The organism is Oceanobacillus profundus, from assembly GCF_003515705.1.
Taxonomy (GTDB): Bacteria; Bacillota; Bacilli; order Bacillales; family Amphibacillaceae; genus Oceanobacillus; species Oceanobacillus profundus.
Genome location: NZ_QWEH01000002.1, coordinates 244,797 through 263,744, shown reverse-complemented (window position 1 = coordinate 263,744; position 18,948 = coordinate 244,797). Strand labels below are relative to the sequence as shown.

The window sequence follows — 18,948 nt, the reverse complement described above, 5'->3', positions numbered from 1 at the left end:
TCAATCACGTCTGAAAGAACCAAACACACCTGCAGTTTCCACAACATTTGTAAACGCAGTTGGATCTACCTCATTAATTATTTTTTCTAAGTCATATAACTCATAACGTGTAATTACAAGATACATTACACTTTTGTCTGCTTTCGTGTAAGCTCCCTTTGCAGGCAAAATTGTTATACCCCGAATCATTTTTCGATGAATTGCTTCCTGTAATTCATCTGCTTTAAGTGTAACAATCCATGCTGTAACTTTCTCATGTCGTGTATGAATCGCATCAATTACCCGTGTCGATACATATAACGTAACCATTGTGTACAACGCATTCTCAGGTTCGTATAAAATTCCAGCAAACAAAATAATGACGGCATTCATCACTAAAAAGTAATTACCAATCGGCTTATCCTTCAAGCGCGATAAAATCATCGCTACAATATCCATCCCTCCAGTAGAAGCACCGATTTTTAGTGTGATACCTACTCCAACGCCACCAATAACCCCACCAAATGCTGCGTTCAATATAATATCACCAGAAAGCTCGATTACAGGAATAACCTCTAAGAAAAGCGTGGAGAAGAATACAGAGATAATGCTGTAAATCGTAAAACCTTTACCAACTTTATACCAGCCTAAAAGTAAAACCGGAATATTTAGTACAAAAAGCAAGATCCCTGTACTGATACCAATTCCGATAAAATCATTAAACACACTTGATAGCAGCTGGGCTGCCCCGGTAAACCCACTTGCATATACATTTGCTCCAATTAAGAAAAAGTTTAACGAAATTGCATTTAATAACGCACCGAATATCACAACAATTATGCGTTTTGCTTCCATCATAAACATAGTAGCACTTCAACCTCCTCTTTAATATACTTCATACACCTTTAGTAGTAATTTCAACCATCTTCAATATTGTAGATAATTCTAACTATTACTGGATTATACTTTGACTAAAGCACTAGATAGCTATAAACTAGACATAGAAAGAATTTAGAATGTAGGTGAAAAAATGACGATACAAATTCTCGCTGACTCAGCAAGTGATTTATCATTGAAACATTATAACGAATTTAACATCGAAATGGTATCATTAACCGTTCATTTAGAAGAAAAAGAATACGAAGACGGAAAAACTATTGAACCTAAAAGTGTCTATAACGCAATGAGAGATGGGAAATCTCCGAAAACTTCTCAGGTCTCACCACAAACATTTAAATCTGTTTTCACGACTTATGCCAAAGCAAATAAGCCTCTGGTTTACATTGCTTTCTCTTCTGCTCTATCAGGTACTTATCAAACTGCTAAAATGATGGAACAGGAAGTAAAGGAAGAATACCCGGATGCGCCCATTCACATTATCGATACTAAATGCGCCTCAATTGGATATGGGCTCGTTGTCCTGCACGCTGCAAAACTTGCACAAAATGGTGCCAGCTTAGAAGAAATCATGGAAGCCGCTACCTATCAAGCTGAACATATGGAGCATATTTTTACGGTAGATGATTTAGAATACCTATATCGCGGTGGGCGTGTCAGTAAAACTGCAGCATTTGTCGGTACATTACTTAAAATCAAACCTTTACTCCATGTTGAAGACGGGAAATTAATCCCGCTTGAAAAAATTAGAGGCTCAAAAAAAGTACTTGGCAGAATGCTTGAACTCATGGAAAAACGTGGAACTGATTTTCAAAATCAAACGATCGGTATTAGTCATGGTGATGCCCTTGAAACTGCTGAAAAGCTAGCTTCCATGATCAGTGAAAAATTTGGTGTAGAAAAAGATAACATTCTGATTGAGATGGTCGGTTCTGCAATCGGTTCGCATTCAGGACCCGGAACTATCGCGTTATTCTTCTCAAACAAACCAACCAAATGATAATCTTAAAGTCTGTTCCAGTAAAATGGGAAAGGCTTTTTTTATTACCTTAAATTGATACGTTTAAAATATAGAATGGGAACTAACTCCCAAACACATCAACTTAAAGAACAACAAGATTACCCTGAATAGGTCTAAATAAGGCGGATTATTACCATTGGTAATACAATCTATACTTTTTCCTGCGATCAATATAGTGTTTACAGTGTAGAGAATAACCGTGTAATGGAAGCTTTCCCATGCGACATCAAACAGCAGTAACTTGAAAAAGTAGTATGAATGAGCCTCCTTCAACATATGAATGTATAAATAACTTATGATGGAGGTTTTCCATGCTGAACGAATTATTGGACGCCTTTGAGATGGAACACAAATTTGCCCCGCAAACGATTGATAATTTATTAGACTATTGCCAGAAAAAATATATCCATGGCGAAATTGACCTTAAAACATATCGTGCGTTTTATAATTGTTTGCATGAAAAGGGTGCTGTTTCTGCACATGAAATGTCAATTGAGAAAAAAGTTTAACCGTATCCATTGCTTGTAATTCCCAATCTCAAGTTTTCCTAATCTATTTTCCATGATTGAAATTCCACGATCCGGGTACATTGTTAATAAGCAATTTTCAAGGAGGAACTTTTATCATGGAAATGGAACAAAAAAACGGAACACAAACCCCTCCGGCTCAAATACAACACAAACAGCCCGGAATTGAAGCAAAAATGAATCCAGAACCAGCATATATTCGAAACGAATACAAAGGCAGTGATAAATTAAAGGATAAGGTTGCCATTATTACTGGCGGTGACAGTGGAATCGGTAGATCCGTAAGTGTACACTTTGCAAGAGAAGGTGCATCCGTCGCAATTATTTACTTGGATGAACATGAAGATGCGAATGATACAAAAAGACTGATTGAAAATGAAGGTCAGAAATGTATTTTAATTAACGGCGATATTGGGAATCAATCATTTTGTGAGGCTGCTGTTACCGAGGTATTAGACACATTCGGTAAAATTGATATACTCGTTAATAACGCTGCTGAACAGCACATACAGAATAGTATTATGGACATTACAAGTGAACAACTGGAAAAAACGTTCCGAACCAATATTTTCAGTATGTTTTATCTGACAAAAGCTGTATTACCGAACCTAAAATCAGGTAGCAGCATAATTAATACGTCCTCGATTACCGCTTATAAAGGAAATGTAGATTTAATTGATTATTCTGCTACAAAAGGAGCGATTACTTCCTTTACAAGATCGCTTTCCGGCTCCCTTGTTGATAAAGGCATTCGAGTAAACGGGGTTGCACCAGGGCCCATTTGGACACCTTTAATCCCAGCATCCTTTACGGAGGATAAAGTAAGTAATTTTGGTGCAAATGCACCAATGAAGCGACCTGGTCAGCCACAAGAATTAGGACCAGCGTATGTCTATTTAGCAAGTGAAGATGCAAGCTATATTACTGGCCAAATGATTCACATTAATGGCGGTACAATTGTAAACGGCTAACTAAATTCGACAAAGCTCTCCAGGAACATTCCTTTTGGAGAGCCTTGTCCATATGTCAATTACATGTTCGACTTCTTTTGTTTAGCACTTAAGAATATAATTGCCCCAATAAACAAAACAAACACACCGACGACAAACCCGATAAATAACCAATTAAAGCCTGCGTCTGTTTGAACGGTATACACTTCAGCACTCTCTCGCGCTAAACCAATTCGGTAATTACCATTTTCATTTTCTCTTACTAGATTATCACCGAGATATCCTCTTAACTCCATATTTGAAGGTATGTCTGAAACATCAACATATGCTGACTCGCTACCATTGTTAATTGCGATATACATTGTTTCATCATTATAGGTTCGTTTAAAGACGCTTAGCGCACCAGAAGAATCAACGATTTCAAAATCACCATACCGCAGCACTGGAAACTCATTGCGTAATGCTGAGATTCGATTATGGAATTCCTTTAAATCTGGTTCTCCACTATTAAATGGTACTAAACGCTGGGATTCCTCTGCTTCTGTGCCATACATCGGAAGTTCACTTCCCTGAAGCAACATTGGCACTCCTGGTGTTGTATACATATAAGTTAATGCCAATGACCACGTTGTTAGCGTATTTCTTCCATTCTCAGAAAATTTCTGTGTAAAGCGTTCTGAATTAAAATCATCCATATACAATAAAGGCTGCTGATTTTTTGCTGTTTGCCATACTTCATAAATATTTTCCACCGCATTGTCTGGTTCAGCAAAAACCTCCACCATTGCATCATTTAAGCGCATATTGCCTACCGCATCCAATGCAGTGTCGTTTATTAATTCAGCATTATCCGCATCCGTAATGAGGATATCACCGAGCAGATAAAATTCAGGATTCAATTCTTTTATATACTGTGTAAAGCTCTCCAAAAATGTCAATGGTGCTTGATCAACTGCATGAAGCTTAAAGCCATCAATTGCTGTTTCCTCCATCCAATACGCAGCAACGTCTAGTAAATAAGCTTCCACCTCCGGATGCTCTAAATTTAAACGAACAGTGTTCTCCATCCAAGCTGGCTCTGTCAACTCATTGTCAATAAACCAATCTGCTTTTTCTGAATCATCGACGATTGGATGACTTGCAGCAACATAATTCGTAACAAATTCTATAACTACTTTCATATCACGATTATGTGCTTCTTCAATCAACGTATGTAAGTCTTCCATTGTTCCAATATGATCTTCCACCTGATAAAAATCTTCAATCCAATAGCCATGGAACCCATTGTCACTATTTTCCATCAAAGGGGATAAAGAGATTGTTGTAACCCCAATTTCCTGTAAGTCATCGAGCTTTGCAATTACTCCTTGAAGGTCCCCTCCGTGGTATGCTTGAGGATCATCAAGATTTACTTGAGTATCATTAGTCGGTGTGCCATTATTGTAACGATCAATCAAAATGTTATATATAATTTCATCCTCTAGTCCCCGTTCTCTTTCAGCTGCAACATTGGGAACAAATGTCATAAAAGCTATTAAACCTACTGCTAAAAACACCCCTGCTATTTTTTTCATAAATAATCCTCCATCGCTTTTCAAGCTGTAAACTATCTCTTTACTTAATTATTAAGGAAGGAGAAAAATAGTCAATCCCATTGCTTGGATTGTTGAAAAGCCTTCACATTATTGGGTTAAATACATTTAAAAAGACTGCCCAAAATGGACAGCCTTTTACCTTCGCTATTAAAAATAAAAGCCCATTGGCAAACGGAAAAAGCCAAGTACGAGTACAATGAGAAGTGCAATCCAAAATTGTATCCAAACACCTTTTGTTGGTTTTCCTTTGCCTAACTTTACAAGAATCATTTCCATTGCTGCAATAAGCCAGATTCCTGCAGCTCCCTTTGTAGCAGCTTCAGCCGGATATGGCATTTGATAGCCGCCACTGAAATAATCCAACACGAGTACAATACCTGTATACAGAATAAACAGATAAACTAGACGTAAGATCATGTGAACGATTTTCGCTGGTTTTGCTTTTCCTTGTTTTTGCATTACGATTGCAACGATGAACAAAATTAATCCTAATACCCATCCTGTAATGTGCATATGTGTCATTAGTATGCTACCTCCTTATATCAGCATTTAAGGTTGTCCAAAAAGGTGTTAAAAATCTTCCTTTTGCACACATCGTTTAGAGCTGATATACCGATTTCTATTCGTATCATATCATGGAACTAAGAATAATTCATTTATTTGCTCTAAGGAGAAGTAATTCAATTCTAAAGCTGTTATACTAAACACGGTGTTTAAATTTTCCAATAATGGAGGGTCAAAATATGAGAAGTCAAGAGATTATCGACCAGACACAACAATTCGGTGCGAAGAACTATCATCCCCTTCCAGTAGTCATTTCAAAAGCAGAGAATGTTTGGCTCGAGGATCCAGAAGGAAATCGTTATTTGGATATGCTGAGCGCTTATTCAGCCGTTAATCAGGGGCACAGGCATCCTAAAATTATTGCAGCATTAAAAAAGCAGGCAGACAATGTCACTCTAACATCTAGGGCGTTTCATAATGATCAATTAGGACCGTGGTATGAAAAAATTTGCAAGCTGACAAATAAAGATATGGCACTTCCAATGAATACTGGAGCCGAAGCAGTGGAAACAGCAATTAAAGCTGCAAGGCGATGGGCGTATGATGTCAAAGGAGTAGAAAATAACAAAGCTGAAATTATCGCTTGCGAAGGCAACTTTCATGGCCGAACAATGACAGCGGTTTCTTTATCTTCTGAACTTGAATACCAACGCGGCTTCGGGCCAATGCTCCCAGGGATTAAACTAATCCCGTACGGAGATATTGATGCTCTAAAGAATGCTATCAATGAGAATACGGCTGGTTTTCTTTTCGAACCAATTCAAGGAGAAGCCGGGATTATTATTCCACCTGATGGATTTCTAAAAGAAGCTTATAACGTGTGCAAGGAAAATAATGTCCTATATATTGCAGATGAAATTCAATCGGGACTTGGTCGAAGCGGAAAGCTATTTGCTTGCGACTGGGAGCATGTTTCTCCAGATATTTTAATTCTCGGAAAAGCCTTAGGTGGCGGCGTTTTCCCAATTTCCTGCATCGTTGCCAATAATGACATTCTTAGCGTGTTTAATCCTGGTTCACACGGTTCTACTTTTGGCGGGAACCCACTTGCTTGCGCTGTTTCCATTGCATCATTAGAGGTTCTGGAAGAAGAAAAGCTCGCTGATTGGTCCCTTGAGATGGGTAATCATATGCTCAATGAGCTTAGAAAAATTAATAACCCAATCATAAAGGAAGTACGTGGTAAAGGGTTATTTGTTGGTGTCGAGCTTACTGAAAGCGCTCGCCCATATTGCGAGGCATTAAAAGAGAAAGGTCTATTATGTAAAGAAACACATGAAAATGTCATCCGCTTTGCCCCTCCGCTTGTCATTTCTAAAAAAGACTTAGAGTGGGCTATAGTTCGAATCAAGGATGTACTGCAGCCTTAAAAAATAACATTAAAAATCACAGAAATGTCGATACATCAACGTTTCTGTGATTTTATTTTCAAGCTATTTCAGTTTTCTATATCGGTCACCTTTTTTTGCCCCCATGGCGCAAGCTGTATGGTGATTATTGATTGGTCCCTGACTGAACTATTAAAGTCAAAATCAGGATGAAACGATTCAATTCCATAGGTGACATGATATTCTTTCTGCATATCATTGTAATACTGATATCTCCCTTGGAGAACGACCTGGTCCTGTTCAGCATCTATTTTCTGATCGTTTGCTTTCGCAATATGAAAGACACCATCCGAATCAGATTCGAGCAAGACATATATCTTCGTATTATAATCTACTTCTTCTGCAATTTCCCAAGCATCCTCTGCTATAAAATTAATCTCATAATCAATATATGTCATATGCTGATTATAGCTTCCATACGTATCCGTCATTTCCTCATGCTTACTAAGCAATTGTACCGTACGTCCATAATCATCGATAAAATAATATTGTACGCCTAAGAGAAAAAGTATCGCAATTTGCAGCAAAAGCAGGAGATAGAATAAGAAACGTTTCATGCTTACTCGTCCCCCTTTTGCTTATCAACAATTGTACGACGCTGTTTCTCGATTAAAAAACTAATTAAAAATAATAGAATTCCTCCAATTAAAAAGAAAAGTGACTTATTCATCGCATCCCATGCAAATTGAATATACACCGTGAAAACACTGACTAAAAACGAGATCGTTCCAATTAAAATATACTCACTATTGTCCTGCTTATAGCCAATAAAGAGCCAGACAAGCGAAAATATAAATAGAACAATCAAACTCATACCATATGAAAATGGTATAAACGCGATTGGTAAGAATAAAACGAAGTCAATCAGCTGATAGCTTCGATTATCTATTATTTTTATAGCTATTGCTGCACCAAACAACACGAACCAAACTATTATAAAGCTCCATTGAAGGGTTAGATCATCCATGTAAAATTCGTCTTGGAGAATAAAAGTTTGGTACATCCCGACTATAAAAATGGCAAGTAAGCTGATTATTTTAAAGGGCTTCCGATAAACTTGTTCTCTAATCAAATCACCAGCAACATACAAAATTAAAAAGTACAAAATCAACCAATAATACTGCTGGGACGCTGCAAAAACAAGCGTTAATAATTGCACAACAAAGCTTATACTAAACAGGTAGCTGAATAAATAATTCCGATGGTGATAGACAAAATGACCAAAACCGAGCAGTAATAGAAACAGCAGAACCCAGCTAAAAGCTGAATTAATACTCGCATTGTATAGTTGGCCTATCGTTGTTACTGCAATTGCAACTGAAAACAATAATTTATGCTCATATATAAAATAGACGCCAAGACCTACAACTGCCCATATGATAAAGGGCCAAGCAAATGTCACTTGAATGTTGTAAATATCAATAGCTAATAGCATTCCCGCCCCGAAAGCAATATAGCCAAGCACAATAAAGCTGATTGCTATTAAATCTGCACTTTTTCGGTAACGTATATCTCCTAATACATAGAGCACAGTTGTTACGCTGCAAGGATAACAATCCTTGATAAATGCGGTTCCCGCGCCCAGTCAGACATAATAAATGTCAAAAATCCGAGTGCCATTAGTAAAATAGCAAATAGAAGGATAATTGAATTTGGTCCACTTTTAGAATAGCGTTCTATAATCTTATCGTATTGCTCGTCAGAAATAATACCTTCTTCCACCCATGCTTTCGCTTCTCGTTTTAGCTTTTGCCTATTCATCTGTCAACCCTCCAGCTTTCGTAATGGCTGTCGCTTTCCATAGGTTAAACTACGCCATAGCCACTCAAATGGTCCAAACCGAAATCGCCTTAACCACCAGTTGCTAAGAAAGATTTGACCAATAAAAACAACAAGCACCATTCCTACTCCAGCTAGCGGACGAATCGAACCATATAAACCAAAACCAATACCATAAAAAAGAATAAAGCAAATTATTGACTGCATGAGGTAGTTGGTTAATGCCATTCTTCCAACTGCCGCAAAGGGCTGGATGATTTTCTGTCCAATTTTTCGCTGCGCTATAAACGTTATTGATATAATATAAAATATGGCCGAAAATGTCCCGCCAACATTATCCTGAAGGTAGGATAGCCAAAGTGGATTCCCAACGAGATACGGCCCAATTTTTAACCCTATAAAACCAATGAGTGACACCAGCCAAAGCTTTCTCAAAATGGTTTTATGCTTCTCTGGCTCATGCAGCCAGCGCTTTCTTGCGATATACATGCCGAATAAAAATAATGGGAGTAATACCATAATAAGAAAGAAGAACCCTATTCCGCCATTGGCGTTCATCCAATCATTGTAATTTTGCTCCCAAATCGTAATAAGGCTCTCGCTTTGATAACTTGTAATAGCTTGCGTAATAGCGAGTTGGTTTGACCCTCCTAAAGCACTTCGCGTTTCATATAAAGCTAATGATAATAAACCAACACTTCCACCTAAAAGAGCTGCTCCCCATGCAAGCAAGGATGTATTGCTAGCTTTTAGAAACAATAGTAATAGCAGACCAATAAGACCATAGGATAGTAAAATATCTCCGTGCCAAATAGCAAATGCATGGATTACTCCGAACCCTACTAATATCGTTAACCGTTTCGCCAAAAAGCGGCTTACACGAATATTTCGTTCAACTAGCCTATCCTTCAGCAATTGGATTCCAAAACCAAATAAAAGTGAAAACAGCGTATAAAAGCTTGCTTGAAAAAACATATCAATCAATGCTTGTGTATAGCGGTCAGCGGTAGAATTCCACACCGCAGTTGCACCACCATAGATAAAGTAAGGAGCTGAGAAAGCTCCAATATTTACAATGAATATACCGAAAATAGCAAAGCCCCGTGCAGCATCGATTGCTGCAAGCCGATTCTTCTCTTTAGTTGGTGCTGCATTTATATCCATCATCGATATCCTTTCAATTCCGGTTTCTATCTAAAAAAACTAGCATGTAGTGAGAATTATCCCCCACTACATGCAATTTCAAACCAATTGTGATTACACTTCGAGCAATAGATCCTTAGCAAAGAAATACAAATACGTTTCCTTCACTGGTTCTTTCCAGATCGTTTCTAATGCTGTTCGGTAAAGCTTCATTTGTGTTTCATATCGACTTACTAATTGTACCTTTGCCTCTTCTGTAACATCTGCTGTAATCGCATCTGTTTTATAATCTAAAATAATCCAGCCATCATCACTTTGAATTACGCAATCAATCACACCCTGAATCAATACTTGCTCATCTGTCTCACTTTCCCAATTTGCATAAACCTTGCTTGCAGGCAACGTTAAACTAAACGGAATTTCACGAATGACCTGTGGACTTTCCATTATCCGTTCGGCAATTTCAGAATGGAAAAACTGCTCAATGGCTTCACTGTCAATAACAGAAGCTTCTACACGCGTCAATATTTCTTTATCAGCCAACATTTCCACTGTTTCCTCGATTTCCTTTTTCTTCAGTAGTTTACGTATTGGCAAATGCTGCATGACCGTATGCAAGGCTGTCCCTTTTTCTGCAGCTGTTACCTGTCTTTCCTGCTGCATGAAATTTGGACGCTTAATAATTGGCGCTCGGAAGGCTTGTACAAAGCGATCATCACTATATTCGTCCTTCATTTCCTGCTGACGCTTCAATTCTGTAACAGACTGCTTTGCACGTGACCTTGCCGCTTCGCTAAATGGATAGTGATAAGATAAACGTTCATCAACAAATTTTTCTAATGTTTTATCCCCGATGTGTACAGGCTGCCATTCGTTAATCTTCTCTTTTAAATTCAAATCTGTTTCGACTGTTCTTTCTTCCAAATTTGTCAATTCACTAGCATGGATAATCGAAATATCCCACTTTGATGGATCTGCTTTGATTTCATCTAATACACCATTGCCGATTCCCTCTTCACGAAGCACCTCTGATTCTTGGTGACGGATGAGAGCTGGTCCAACCCAGTCCAAGTATGTTTTCGATTCCGCTCGGAAGTATGCTGGCAGTACCCAGTCTGGATGATTTTGTATTTTTTGCCATTTTTGCAGCTTTTTCTCAACAGATGCTACATTCCCAACCATTACTAATTTCTCCTTTGCCCTTGTCAAAGCTACGTAAAGCACTCGCATTTCCTCTGCAAGCAGCTCCCTTCGCATTTCCTCCTTAAAAGCATGATAAAATAGTGTCGGATAGGTGATGCGCTTGATTGGATCAATATACTTACTCGCTAACCCTAAATCTTTATGCAGTAAGTATTTTTGCATTAAATCCCGCTGATTAAACAGCTTGTCCATTGCACCAACAATAACAACCGGAAATTCCAGCCCTTTACTCTTATGAATCGTCATGATACGCACAACATCTTCTTGTTCACTAAGCGCCCGAGCTGACCCTAAATCATCGCCACGCTCTTCCATTCTTTCAATAAATCGGAGAAAACGGAATAGTCCTCGGAAGGAAGTTGTTTCATAGCCTCTTGCCCGATCATAAAGTGCCCTTAGATTCGCCTGACGCTGTCTTCCGCCTGGCATCCCACCAACAAAGTCATAGTAGCCTGTTTCCCGATAAATATCCCAAATCAACTCTGATAATGCACCTTGTCTGGACGCTAAGCGAAATTGTTCAAGCTGTTCTAAGAACCGATTTAATTTCGTGGCCGTTTCATTTGTTTGCTGTTTTGAATAGGTAAGGACAGCTTCGTAAAATGAATCCTGTTTTGCTGCTAGACGTATTGCAGCAAGCTCATCCTCATTTAAACCAACTATCGGTGATTTTAAAACCGAAGCGAGTGGAATATCCTGCCTTGGATTATCAATCGCCTTCAACAGACTAAGCATTACCTTTACTTCAATCGCTTCAAAATAACCTGTTGAAAGCTCTGCATAGACTGGAATTCCTTGCTTTTTCAGCTCATCTACAATTGTTGGTGCCCATGTCATCGAGCGCATTAAAATCACGATGTCGCGGTATTGCAGATCTCGTTGTGATTGGGTCGCTTTATCAACAACCTGCATTGGCTTAGTGCCTTCTTTTGTACCAATCCAAGTTTTAATTTTTTCTGCATACGCTCTTGCCTCTAACTGCGCCTTTTCTAAATCCTGAAAATCTTCTTCATCTGATACCTCGGCATGCTCTTCCCCTGTTTCCCGATCAATTAACAGCAGCTCGGGAAAAGGTTTATCAAACGGCATATCCTCATACATTTTATTTCCATAGATCAGCTCAGCATCCTGATCATAATCAATCTCACCAAGCTCTTCATTTAAAATTTGTCTAAATATATAGTTCGCACCAATTAAAACCTGTTCCCTGCTGCGGAAATTACTTGCCAAATCAATTCGTTTTGCTTGCTCTTCTTCTCGTGCAAATCGCTTATACTTTTCGATAAAAAGGGATGGTTCTGCATGGCGGAACCGATAAATACTTTGTTTCACATCCCCTACCATAAACATGTTTCCATCCTCTGAGCGATCGCTAATCAATGTCAAAATCGTTTCCTGAACAAGGTTTGTATCTTGATACTCATCAACTAGAACCTCGCTGAACTGCTTTTGAAACCCGATCGCTACGTTTGATGGAATGATGTTATCTGTTGTCGATGCCTCGCTGGCAAGCAGCTGCAAGCAATAATGCTCTAAATCCGAGAAGTCCACCAATGCTTTCTCACGCTTCAGTTCAGTAAATCGGTTTTTAAATTGTTTTACGAGCTCTGTCAACTGTTTAATTACTGGTGCAAGCTCACGCATATCCTCGATATGACTGGATAAATTCCGCCTGAACCATTCGCTGTTCATATCATCCCAGCGTTTCTTGTAGCTTTTTCTTAGCTGTTTCACTTTTTCCTTCTTTTGCTCATTACAGTCAGCTTTTTTCCCCGAAAGCCTGCCGAAGGACTTCGATGACATGAACTGCTGCAATTCATCCCATGAATCAACCAAATTCATTGCTTCATGCAACAACGCAATTTCCGTATCAATCGTATCCGCATAATGGTATGGTCCATCATTTTCCCGGGTTATGCTTAAAGCAAGCTCCATTTCTTGACGGATTGCTTCAAACTGGTTGTTCACTTCCCGTTTTATTATCGTTAACCAAGCTAAATCCTCCTCTTTCCAATCCTCCGGAATATGATAGGATTCAGCTAACTTATCTAGCCATTTTTCTGGCCATGGATTCTGTGTTGCAAATGTGTATAAATCCAGGATTAAATTTTCCACTTCAAGGTCGCTTCGATCATTAGAAAAACGGTCGACAACCGCGAAAAACGCTTGTTGTTCCCCCGGTTCAGCTCCATACCATTCTTCAAATAAATCCTCCAAAACTTCCTGCTTGATAAGATCCCCTTCCATATCATCGGCAATTCGAAAAGATGGATCCATATCAATCAAATACGCATATTTTCGAACGACATCAAGGCAAAAGGAGTGCAAGGTGGAAATGGAAGCACGCTGCAATAAGGAAAGCTGTTTCTTTAAATGCATGGATGTCGGATTTTCTGCTAATGCTTTTTCAAGTGCAATTCCGACCCGATTACGCATCTCCTGTGCCGCAGCATTCGTAAATGTCACGACAAGCAAAGAGTCGATATCAACTGGATTGCTTGTAGATAACAGCTTTTTAATAATCCGTTCGACGAGTACGGCTGTTTTTCCAGAACCCGCTGCTGCGGCTACGAGAATATCGCTTCCGGCAGTATAAATCGCCTCTTCCTGTTCCTTTGTCCAATTAACCATATGTTCACTCCTCTCTTAATTTTTTAGAAAACTTTGTATGCACCAAGCCTTTCGGTGAAATCTAAAGTTGCACTTATGCAAATTGGTAAGTTTTATACTTACTTATTTGCCCAGAATATCCTGTTCTTTTATCTCTTTAAGCTTCCGGTAATTATTTTCTCGTAATTCTGGATCAAATTGACAAACCGAATGAAACGGACAAAATGTACATGCAATCTGCTCTTTATGCTGGTATGGATTTAAATCCACGCCACCAGATGTCATATCAAGCCCTGCGTTTCGCATTAATTGATGAATATGATGTTGTAAGCTGGAAAACGTTTCTTGATCCGCAATTTTGGAATAACCATAAAACCCGCCATTCTTTTTAATACCAGCAGGTACAATTTGACTGGATCCTGACTCCAGTGACTTGTCCATCATTTTGACAATCTCTTCATCAGATAAAAGCAAGCCTTGCATTTTATATTTTTTAAAGATTTCTTCACTAATTTGATCATCATTCATTTTTTGTTTACTTGAAATCATTGGATTATGGACATGGAAATAAAGAACACCTGCTGGGCTCGCTTTCGTGCCAAGCCACTGTTCCGAATGCGTTAAGACGACATCTAAATAAGCAAGCATCTGTAATGCAATACCATAATAAACCTCCATTAGATTTAAGCCTTTCGCACTTGATTTATAATCAATAATTCTCAAATATAGATTATCTTCATTCAAAGCCTTATCGACACGGTCAATTCTTCCGCGAAGCAAAAGCTCATATCCATTCGACAATTGCATTTTTAATGGTGGAAGCTTTTCCTTGTCACCAAAGCCAAGCTCTAATCCAACTGGCGAGAAATTACTCTGTCTTGCTTGTTCACTTAGAATATAGGTGGCTCTCGCGATAACCTCCTGCAGCTTTTGCTGAATATATTTATATCGATTCGAGCTGTGAAGAATTTGATGCTGTAAAATAGGAGCAAGATTAAATACAGCCTTCCCGGCATAGCCATCTGCATCTTTTTTCGTTAGCTGTGCAAAGTCTTTTCCTTCACCTTGAATCCAATCGGTAATGATTTTTAACGCTTCATGGAAAAGCTGACCAATATCTGGCGCATCTAATTTATACGTCCTTCGTTCATCTAGCTTCAAGCTATATTTCGCAAAATGCTGATACGAGCATCTGTAATATGTCTCCAGTCTGCTTACACTTGCCTTCACTTGTTTCGGATAAAGCTCTTCCACTGTATCCTTCGCTAGATTGCTAGGTTTATTTTCATAATATAAGCTTTGTAATATCTTATAGGTTGTACTATATTTTGGCTGGTGTTCCACATACCAGTTATACACTTCCCACCAGACAGGCTGTATTGGATAGCCTTTTTGGCTTCTTGCCAATTGTGCTGTCAATGCCGATCTTGTTTTTACTGGTGCCGTGATAAAGCGTTCTGCTTCTGCTAATTCATCCGGATCCTGCAGTAATAAATGATTACAGCAAGACGGGAATAAATCTTCAATACGCTTAATAAGCTGCGATGGCATTTTGGCCTTCCCTTCCTCATCACTCAATGGATAACTAATCATCAGCCTGTCTTGTGCAGCTGTAAACGCAATATACATATAAAACCAATCATCTAATAATTGACGCTTTCCGCTTTCCGCTAGCTTCATACCATTTTCTGCTAAAAGTGCTCTTTCTTCTTCATTAATCATGCTATCAGCTGGCGGCTTCAATGGCCAAATTCCATCGTTTACACCGAGAAGAAATGCACATTGCACCCCACTAAGCCGTGAACGATCAACTGTCCCGACAATAACATGATCCATGCTTGGAGGTACATGGGCAAATTTTAGCGTTTCAAATCCAGCATCAAGCGTTGCCCGGAAAGTTGCCAATTTCATCGGTTCATCTCCAGCCATTTCCACCATCTCATCAAATAACTGAATCACCGCTGCCCAGACCTGTTCCTGCTCTCTTCCTTTTTCGATTTTGCCATGCTCATCATAATAAGTTCGCATTTCTTCCAGGCGCTCCGGAACACCAAGCTTTTCTAGTAGCAAATAGGTTATTTCAGATAATTCTCTTACAGTAGCCGCTTTTCTTATCTGTTCATCAAATGGCTGTAATGCCTTTACAATTTGCGCTCGGTATGCATTAATCCTCTCCTGGGTTTGTTTTTCCATATCGGTTTGCACATTATTGTCAAAACCGCGGAACCTTTGAAACTTCCATTCCTCATCACTAAACCAACGTTCTCGTGAACGAATTCCATATTCTAATACGTAATTCTCTAACTCATCAATTGCATCATTTGTTAAAGGAAATTTTTGGTTTGATACTGGAATAAACCCTGTTTTTAACACACGGAAAACAGCATCATATCGCCAGTTTCCTTCGACGATATCAAGCATGGAACGAATAAATTCTATCAATGCATGGTTCAGCATCGTTCTTTTTTCATCGATAAATACCGGGATATCATGGTCATCGAAAATTGTTTGAATTAAATCGTGATAAACATCTGTTTGCCTAATAAAAATAGCAATATCTTGAAAGCGATACTTCTCCTCTCGAACAAGGCGCAATATTTCCTGTGCAACCCCTTCTACCTCCGCGCGCGGGTGTACCGCTTCAGCTATTTGAATTGGCACTTCACCATGGAATTCAGGTGACGGCCTGACATCAAAATTTTGTTCTAAATGTGCAAAATACGGTCTATCCTTGAATCTGCCATTAGCTGGATGCATAACGATTGTTTCATCAACCATCACGTAATTCTCATATGCGATTTGCTTTAGGATATGATACGTTTCCGATGTTTGATGAAACAGGTCAAGCTCAGAAATCGTATCATTCGGATTATCAACTGCAAGTGTAATCGTAACCGAGTGACATTGCTTCATTAGGGCTTCAACAACAACAAGCTCATTTGGCGTAAAGCTGTGAAATCCATCAATATAAATTTCTGCATCTTTTAAAATCGATGATTCTCCTATTTTCTCGGCTAATAGCTGTAATTGATCTTCTCCGTCCATGTAATGATCCTTTAATGCCGCAATAAGTTTTTCATAAATATATACTAAATCATCAAGCTTATTCACCAAAGCTACTTCACCAGGTTCTTTATGTACAAACTGGTTCATATGCTCCATTTGCATGTGTAAAATCTCTGGTGTTACTTGGTATCTCTTAAATTCCGTTATCATTTGCTCCAATTGATTCAGGAAGCCTTGTTTTTCCATTGCTTTTTGAAAAACCTGCCATTCTCCCTGCTTCTCTTCAATTATTTTGCGAAGCATCATTTGCAGTCCAATTGAGCTTATAAATTGTCTTGTACCTCCCCCCGTCTCTTGCAATATCCGCCATGCAAGTCGGGAAAAGCTTACTACCTGTGCACGTATGCTTCCTTTTATATGTTCATCATTAAACAATGCAAATTCCTGCTGAAATGTCATTTGGTCTGGAACGACATAAAATATTGGAGAACCTTGAGGATTTGCTAACAGTTTCTCTTTGATTTCATCTAATGTTCTTCCGCTTTTCCCCGTACCAGATCTTCCCATGATAAATCGTAATCCCATTGGTGTTAGCCCTCCTTAAACTATAAAAGATTGTTGCTTTTTGACACAATAAATATAAAACTTCGAACTAACGTGTAATGTTTGTGCGTATACTCGCTCCGGAACGCTTTCCGCGGGTGACCCGAAGCGATCCCGGACGGCGATTATTGCACGTACTGGAAGAAAACAGCCGAGAAGTTAGTTCGCAGTTTCTTCCAACTACGAAGCTTATGAAGCAACAAATTTCACAAAAACAGTCAAATAATAAATAGAGCTCCTACCTATTTTACCAAAAGTAGAAGCTCCAATATAGCTATAACTATTTACCAAAACTAAGCTTTGTCTGGGAGAGTGGCCAGTATTTAATATCTACCTTACCAACAAGCTGATCCATTGATATAAATCCAAATGCTCGGCTGTCATAACTGTCACCACGATTGTCTCCCATAACAAATAACTGATCTTCGGGAACAACTTTGTCTCCTGTTATTTCAGTAAGTGTAAAATTCTTTGTATATGGATGATTGTCACTCGCCTGTACATAACCATCTACTTGCAAGAATTTCTCTGGAACGTATTCACCATTAATGTACAGCTTATCGTTCGTATACTCAATCTCATCACCTGGCAAGCCAATGACTCGCTTCACATAATCATCTTCTTCATTCGCATGAAATACAATCACATCAAAACGACCTACATCTCTTATATTATATACAACTTTATTTACAATTAATAAATTTCCATCATATAACGTCGGCTGCATTGATTCACCATCAACAACATAACTTGCAAAGATGCTTGATCTGAGAATTACCGCAAATATAACTACAAGTATGACCAAAGGAACGAGTCTGCGATAATTAATTTTTTTCATCTTCATCTTCCTCCAGGATATTATATTCTTATCATACCCTAGAGGAAGCCCTTTTAATCTTTCTTCCTATCTTGACGAGCCTTATCCATAGCTTTTTTTTGTAATTTTTGCTCTAGATATTTTCCTAACATCCAAAAAAGGAAAATACCAATACCAACAACAATTGTTCGAACTGGATTTTTTGCGAATTCCATAATGCTGGAACCAACATAGGATATCGAGAAAATCATAACTGCTTTCCCTAGAAAAACAGCAAGAATAAATTGATGGGTACTAACTTTAGACAGCCCTGCGACAACATTAATAATAGCGGATGGCGAAAACGGAAAACAAAGCAGAAGAAACAGCGGGCCAAATCCATGTCTTTCCACCCATGCTGTAATCCTCTTTACTTGATTGTTTTTACGAATTTTTACAAACAGTTTTGTGTTTCCAAGCCTTCTGATAACAACAAATACAACGATTGCTCCACTACTGGCACCAATCCAGGAAAACAAAAATCCTTCCAGCAATCCATATGCCGCCGCATTACCCAGTACAAAAACGATTAACGGTAAGAAAGGCAAGAAAGCTTCTATAAATGGTAATATTATCCCTGGTAATGGCCCTAGTCCTTCATACTGTTCCAATAATTGCTCTATAAAATTTTCTAGTCCTTCCGTTTCAAGAACGTTTTTCCAATTAGAAAAAGTGATGTTTGACAAGTACATGTAGTCTAATTCCCCTCGTTAACAAAAGCAATTTTCGATTATAAAGCTGGGTGTTTAAAAAGTCCGATGATAGTGACACATTGAATTTTCCGGTTCTTTTCATTCACCTTTTTACTTTTACCTATAAATACAATT

At 38.6% G+C, this 18,948-nt stretch carries 15 protein-coding genes; 4 read left to right on the top strand and 11 right to left on the bottom strand.

Translation table 11 applies throughout. The features are described 5' to 3' along the window. Positions 1-843, bottom strand: a complete 843-nt coding sequence (locus tag D1B32_RS04435) for a YitT family protein (protein ID WP_095309563.1) — start codon at positions 841-843, stop codon at positions 1-3. A 166-nt stretch (positions 844-1,009) separates the two neighbouring features. On the opposite strand from D1B32_RS04435, the gene D1B32_RS04430 reads away from it, so the two are divergent. The 3 genes from D1B32_RS04430 to D1B32_RS04420 all read left to right on the top strand — a co-directional run bounded on the left by D1B32_RS04430 (position 1,010) and on the right by D1B32_RS04420 (position 3,395). Next, a complete protein-coding gene (locus D1B32_RS04430; protein ID WP_118888740.1) occupies positions 1,010-1,876 on the top strand; it encodes a fatty acid kinase binding subunit FakB in 867 nt (288 codons plus the stop codon). A 332-nt stretch (positions 1,877-2,208) separates the two neighbouring features. Continuing rightward, positions 2,209-2,406 carry a YppF family protein gene (yppF, locus tag D1B32_RS04425; RefSeq protein ID WP_118888739.1) on the top strand — a complete coding sequence of 66 codons (198 nt, stop codon included), beginning with the start codon at positions 2,209-2,211 and terminating at the stop codon, positions 2,404-2,406. 116 nt (positions 2,407-2,522) lie between these two features. Continuing rightward, the gene (locus D1B32_RS04420; protein ID WP_118888738.1) at positions 2,523-3,395 is read left to right on the top strand and encodes an SDR family oxidoreductase; all 873 of its coding nucleotides are present in this window, start codon (positions 2,523-2,525) and stop codon (positions 3,393-3,395) included. 59 nt (positions 3,396-3,454) lie between these two features. On the opposite strand, the gene D1B32_RS04415 is transcribed toward D1B32_RS04420, so the two are convergent. Together D1B32_RS04415 and D1B32_RS04410 are read right to left on the bottom strand one after the other, a co-directional pair. Further along, entirely contained in the window at positions 3,455-4,948 is a 1,494-nt protein-coding gene (locus D1B32_RS04415; protein WP_118888737.1) for an alpha-amylase family glycosyl hydrolase, read from the bottom strand. A 168-nt stretch (positions 4,949-5,116) separates the two neighbouring features. Further along, on the bottom strand, positions 5,117-5,491 hold the full coding sequence (locus D1B32_RS04410) for a YisL family protein (RefSeq protein WP_095309575.1): 375 nt from the start codon (positions 5,489-5,491) through the stop codon (positions 5,117-5,119). Positions 5,492-5,712: 221 nt separating this feature from the next. Between D1B32_RS04410 and D1B32_RS04405 the strand changes: the two genes are divergently transcribed. Then, positions 5,713-6,903, top strand: coding sequence for an ornithine--oxo-acid transaminase (locus D1B32_RS04405; RefSeq protein ID WP_118888736.1), 1,191 nt, complete (start codon positions 5,713-5,715; stop codon positions 6,901-6,903). A gap of 68 nt (positions 6,904-6,971) precedes the next feature. On the opposite strand, the gene D1B32_RS04400 is transcribed toward D1B32_RS04405, so the two are convergent. From D1B32_RS04400 to D1B32_RS04365, 8 genes are all read right to left on the bottom strand, one after another. Continuing rightward, positions 6,972-7,478 carry a GDYXXLXY domain-containing protein gene (locus tag D1B32_RS04400; protein WP_118888735.1) on the bottom strand — a complete coding sequence of 169 codons (507 nt, stop codon included), beginning with the start codon at positions 7,476-7,478 and terminating at the stop codon, positions 6,972-6,974. Positions 7,479-7,480: 2 nt separating this feature from the next. Next, on the bottom strand, positions 7,481-8,452 hold the full coding sequence (locus D1B32_RS04395) for a hypothetical protein (protein ID WP_118888734.1): 972 nt from the start codon (positions 8,450-8,452) through the stop codon (positions 7,481-7,483). Between the two features lie 5 nt (positions 8,453-8,457). After that, positions 8,458-8,682, bottom strand: coding sequence for a DUF2157 domain-containing protein (locus tag D1B32_RS04390; protein ID WP_118888733.1), 225 nt, complete (start codon positions 8,680-8,682; stop codon positions 8,458-8,460). A gap of 3 nt (positions 8,683-8,685) precedes the next feature. After that, positions 8,686-9,867 carry a DUF418 domain-containing protein gene (locus D1B32_RS04385; RefSeq protein WP_240033727.1) on the bottom strand — a complete coding sequence of 394 codons (1,182 nt, stop codon included), beginning with the start codon at positions 9,865-9,867 and terminating at the stop codon, positions 8,686-8,688. Positions 9,868-9,957: 90 nt separating this feature from the next. Next, the gene (gene addA / locus D1B32_RS04380) at positions 9,958-13,677 is read right to left on the bottom strand and encodes a helicase-exonuclease AddAB subunit AddA (protein ID WP_118888732.1); all 3,720 of its coding nucleotides are present in this window, start codon (positions 13,675-13,677) and stop codon (positions 9,958-9,960) included. Between the two features lie 102 nt (positions 13,678-13,779). Further along, positions 13,780-17,247 carry a helicase-exonuclease AddAB subunit AddB gene (addB, locus tag D1B32_RS04375; RefSeq protein ID WP_118888731.1) on the bottom strand — a complete coding sequence of 1,156 codons (3,468 nt, stop codon included), beginning with the start codon at positions 17,245-17,247 and terminating at the stop codon, positions 13,780-13,782. 298 nt (positions 17,248-17,545) lie between these two features. Beyond that, positions 17,546-18,103: a signal peptidase I gene (lepB, locus tag D1B32_RS04370; RefSeq protein ID WP_095309586.1), complete on the bottom strand. Its 558-nt coding sequence runs from the start codon at positions 18,101-18,103 to the stop codon at positions 17,546-17,548. A 53-nt stretch (positions 18,104-18,156) separates the two neighbouring features. Beyond that, positions 18,157-18,813 carry a TVP38/TMEM64 family protein gene (locus D1B32_RS04365; protein WP_095309588.1) on the bottom strand — a complete coding sequence of 219 codons (657 nt, stop codon included), beginning with the start codon at positions 18,811-18,813 and terminating at the stop codon, positions 18,157-18,159. Positions 18,814-18,948 lie beyond the last annotated feature (135 nt).

Bases quoted from the DNA above. Each gene is read 5' to 3' on its own strand.
- D1B32_RS04435 (WP_095309563.1), bottom strand. From the start codon at position 843: ATGTTTATGATGGAAGCAAAACGCATAATTGTTGTGATATTCGGTGCG.
- D1B32_RS04430 (WP_118888740.1), top strand. From the start codon at position 1,010: ATGACGATACAAATTCTCGCTGACTCAGCAAGTGATTTATCATTGAAA.
- yppF (WP_118888739.1), top strand. From the start codon at position 2,209: ATGCTGAACGAATTATTGGACGCCTTTGAGATGGAACACAAATTTGCC.
- D1B32_RS04420 (WP_118888738.1), top strand. From the start codon at position 2,523: ATGGAAATGGAACAAAAAAACGGAACACAAACCCCTCCGGCTCAAATA.
- D1B32_RS04415 (WP_118888737.1), bottom strand. From the start codon at position 4,948: ATGAAAAAAATAGCAGGGGTGTTTTTAGCAGTAGGTTTAATAGCTTTT.
- D1B32_RS04410 (WP_095309575.1), bottom strand. From the start codon at position 5,491: ATGACACATATGCACATTACAGGATGGGTATTAGGATTAATTTTGTTC.
- D1B32_RS04405 (WP_118888736.1), top strand. From the start codon at position 5,713: ATGAGAAGTCAAGAGATTATCGACCAGACACAACAATTCGGTGCGAAG.
- D1B32_RS04400 (WP_118888735.1), bottom strand. From the start codon at position 7,478: ATGAAACGTTTCTTATTCTATCTCCTGCTTTTGCTGCAAATTGCGATA.
- D1B32_RS04390 (WP_118888733.1), bottom strand. From the start codon at position 8,682: ATGAATAGGCAAAAGCTAAAACGAGAAGCGAAAGCATGGGTGGAAGAA.
- D1B32_RS04385 (WP_240033727.1), bottom strand. From the start codon at position 9,867: ATGATGGATATAAATGCAGCACCAACTAAAGAGAAGAATCGGCTTGCA.
- addA (WP_118888732.1), bottom strand. From the start codon at position 13,677: ATGGTTAATTGGACAAAGGAACAGGAAGAGGCGATTTATACTGCCGGA.
- addB (WP_118888731.1), bottom strand. From the start codon at position 17,247: ATGGGATTACGATTTATCATGGGAAGATCTGGTACGGGGAAAAGCGGA.
- lepB (WP_095309586.1), bottom strand. From the start codon at position 18,103: ATGAAAAAAATTAATTATCGCAGACTCGTTCCTTTGGTCATACTTGTA.
- D1B32_RS04365 (WP_095309588.1), bottom strand. From the start codon at position 18,813: ATGTACTTGTCAAACATCACTTTTTCTAATTGGAAAAACGTTCTTGAA.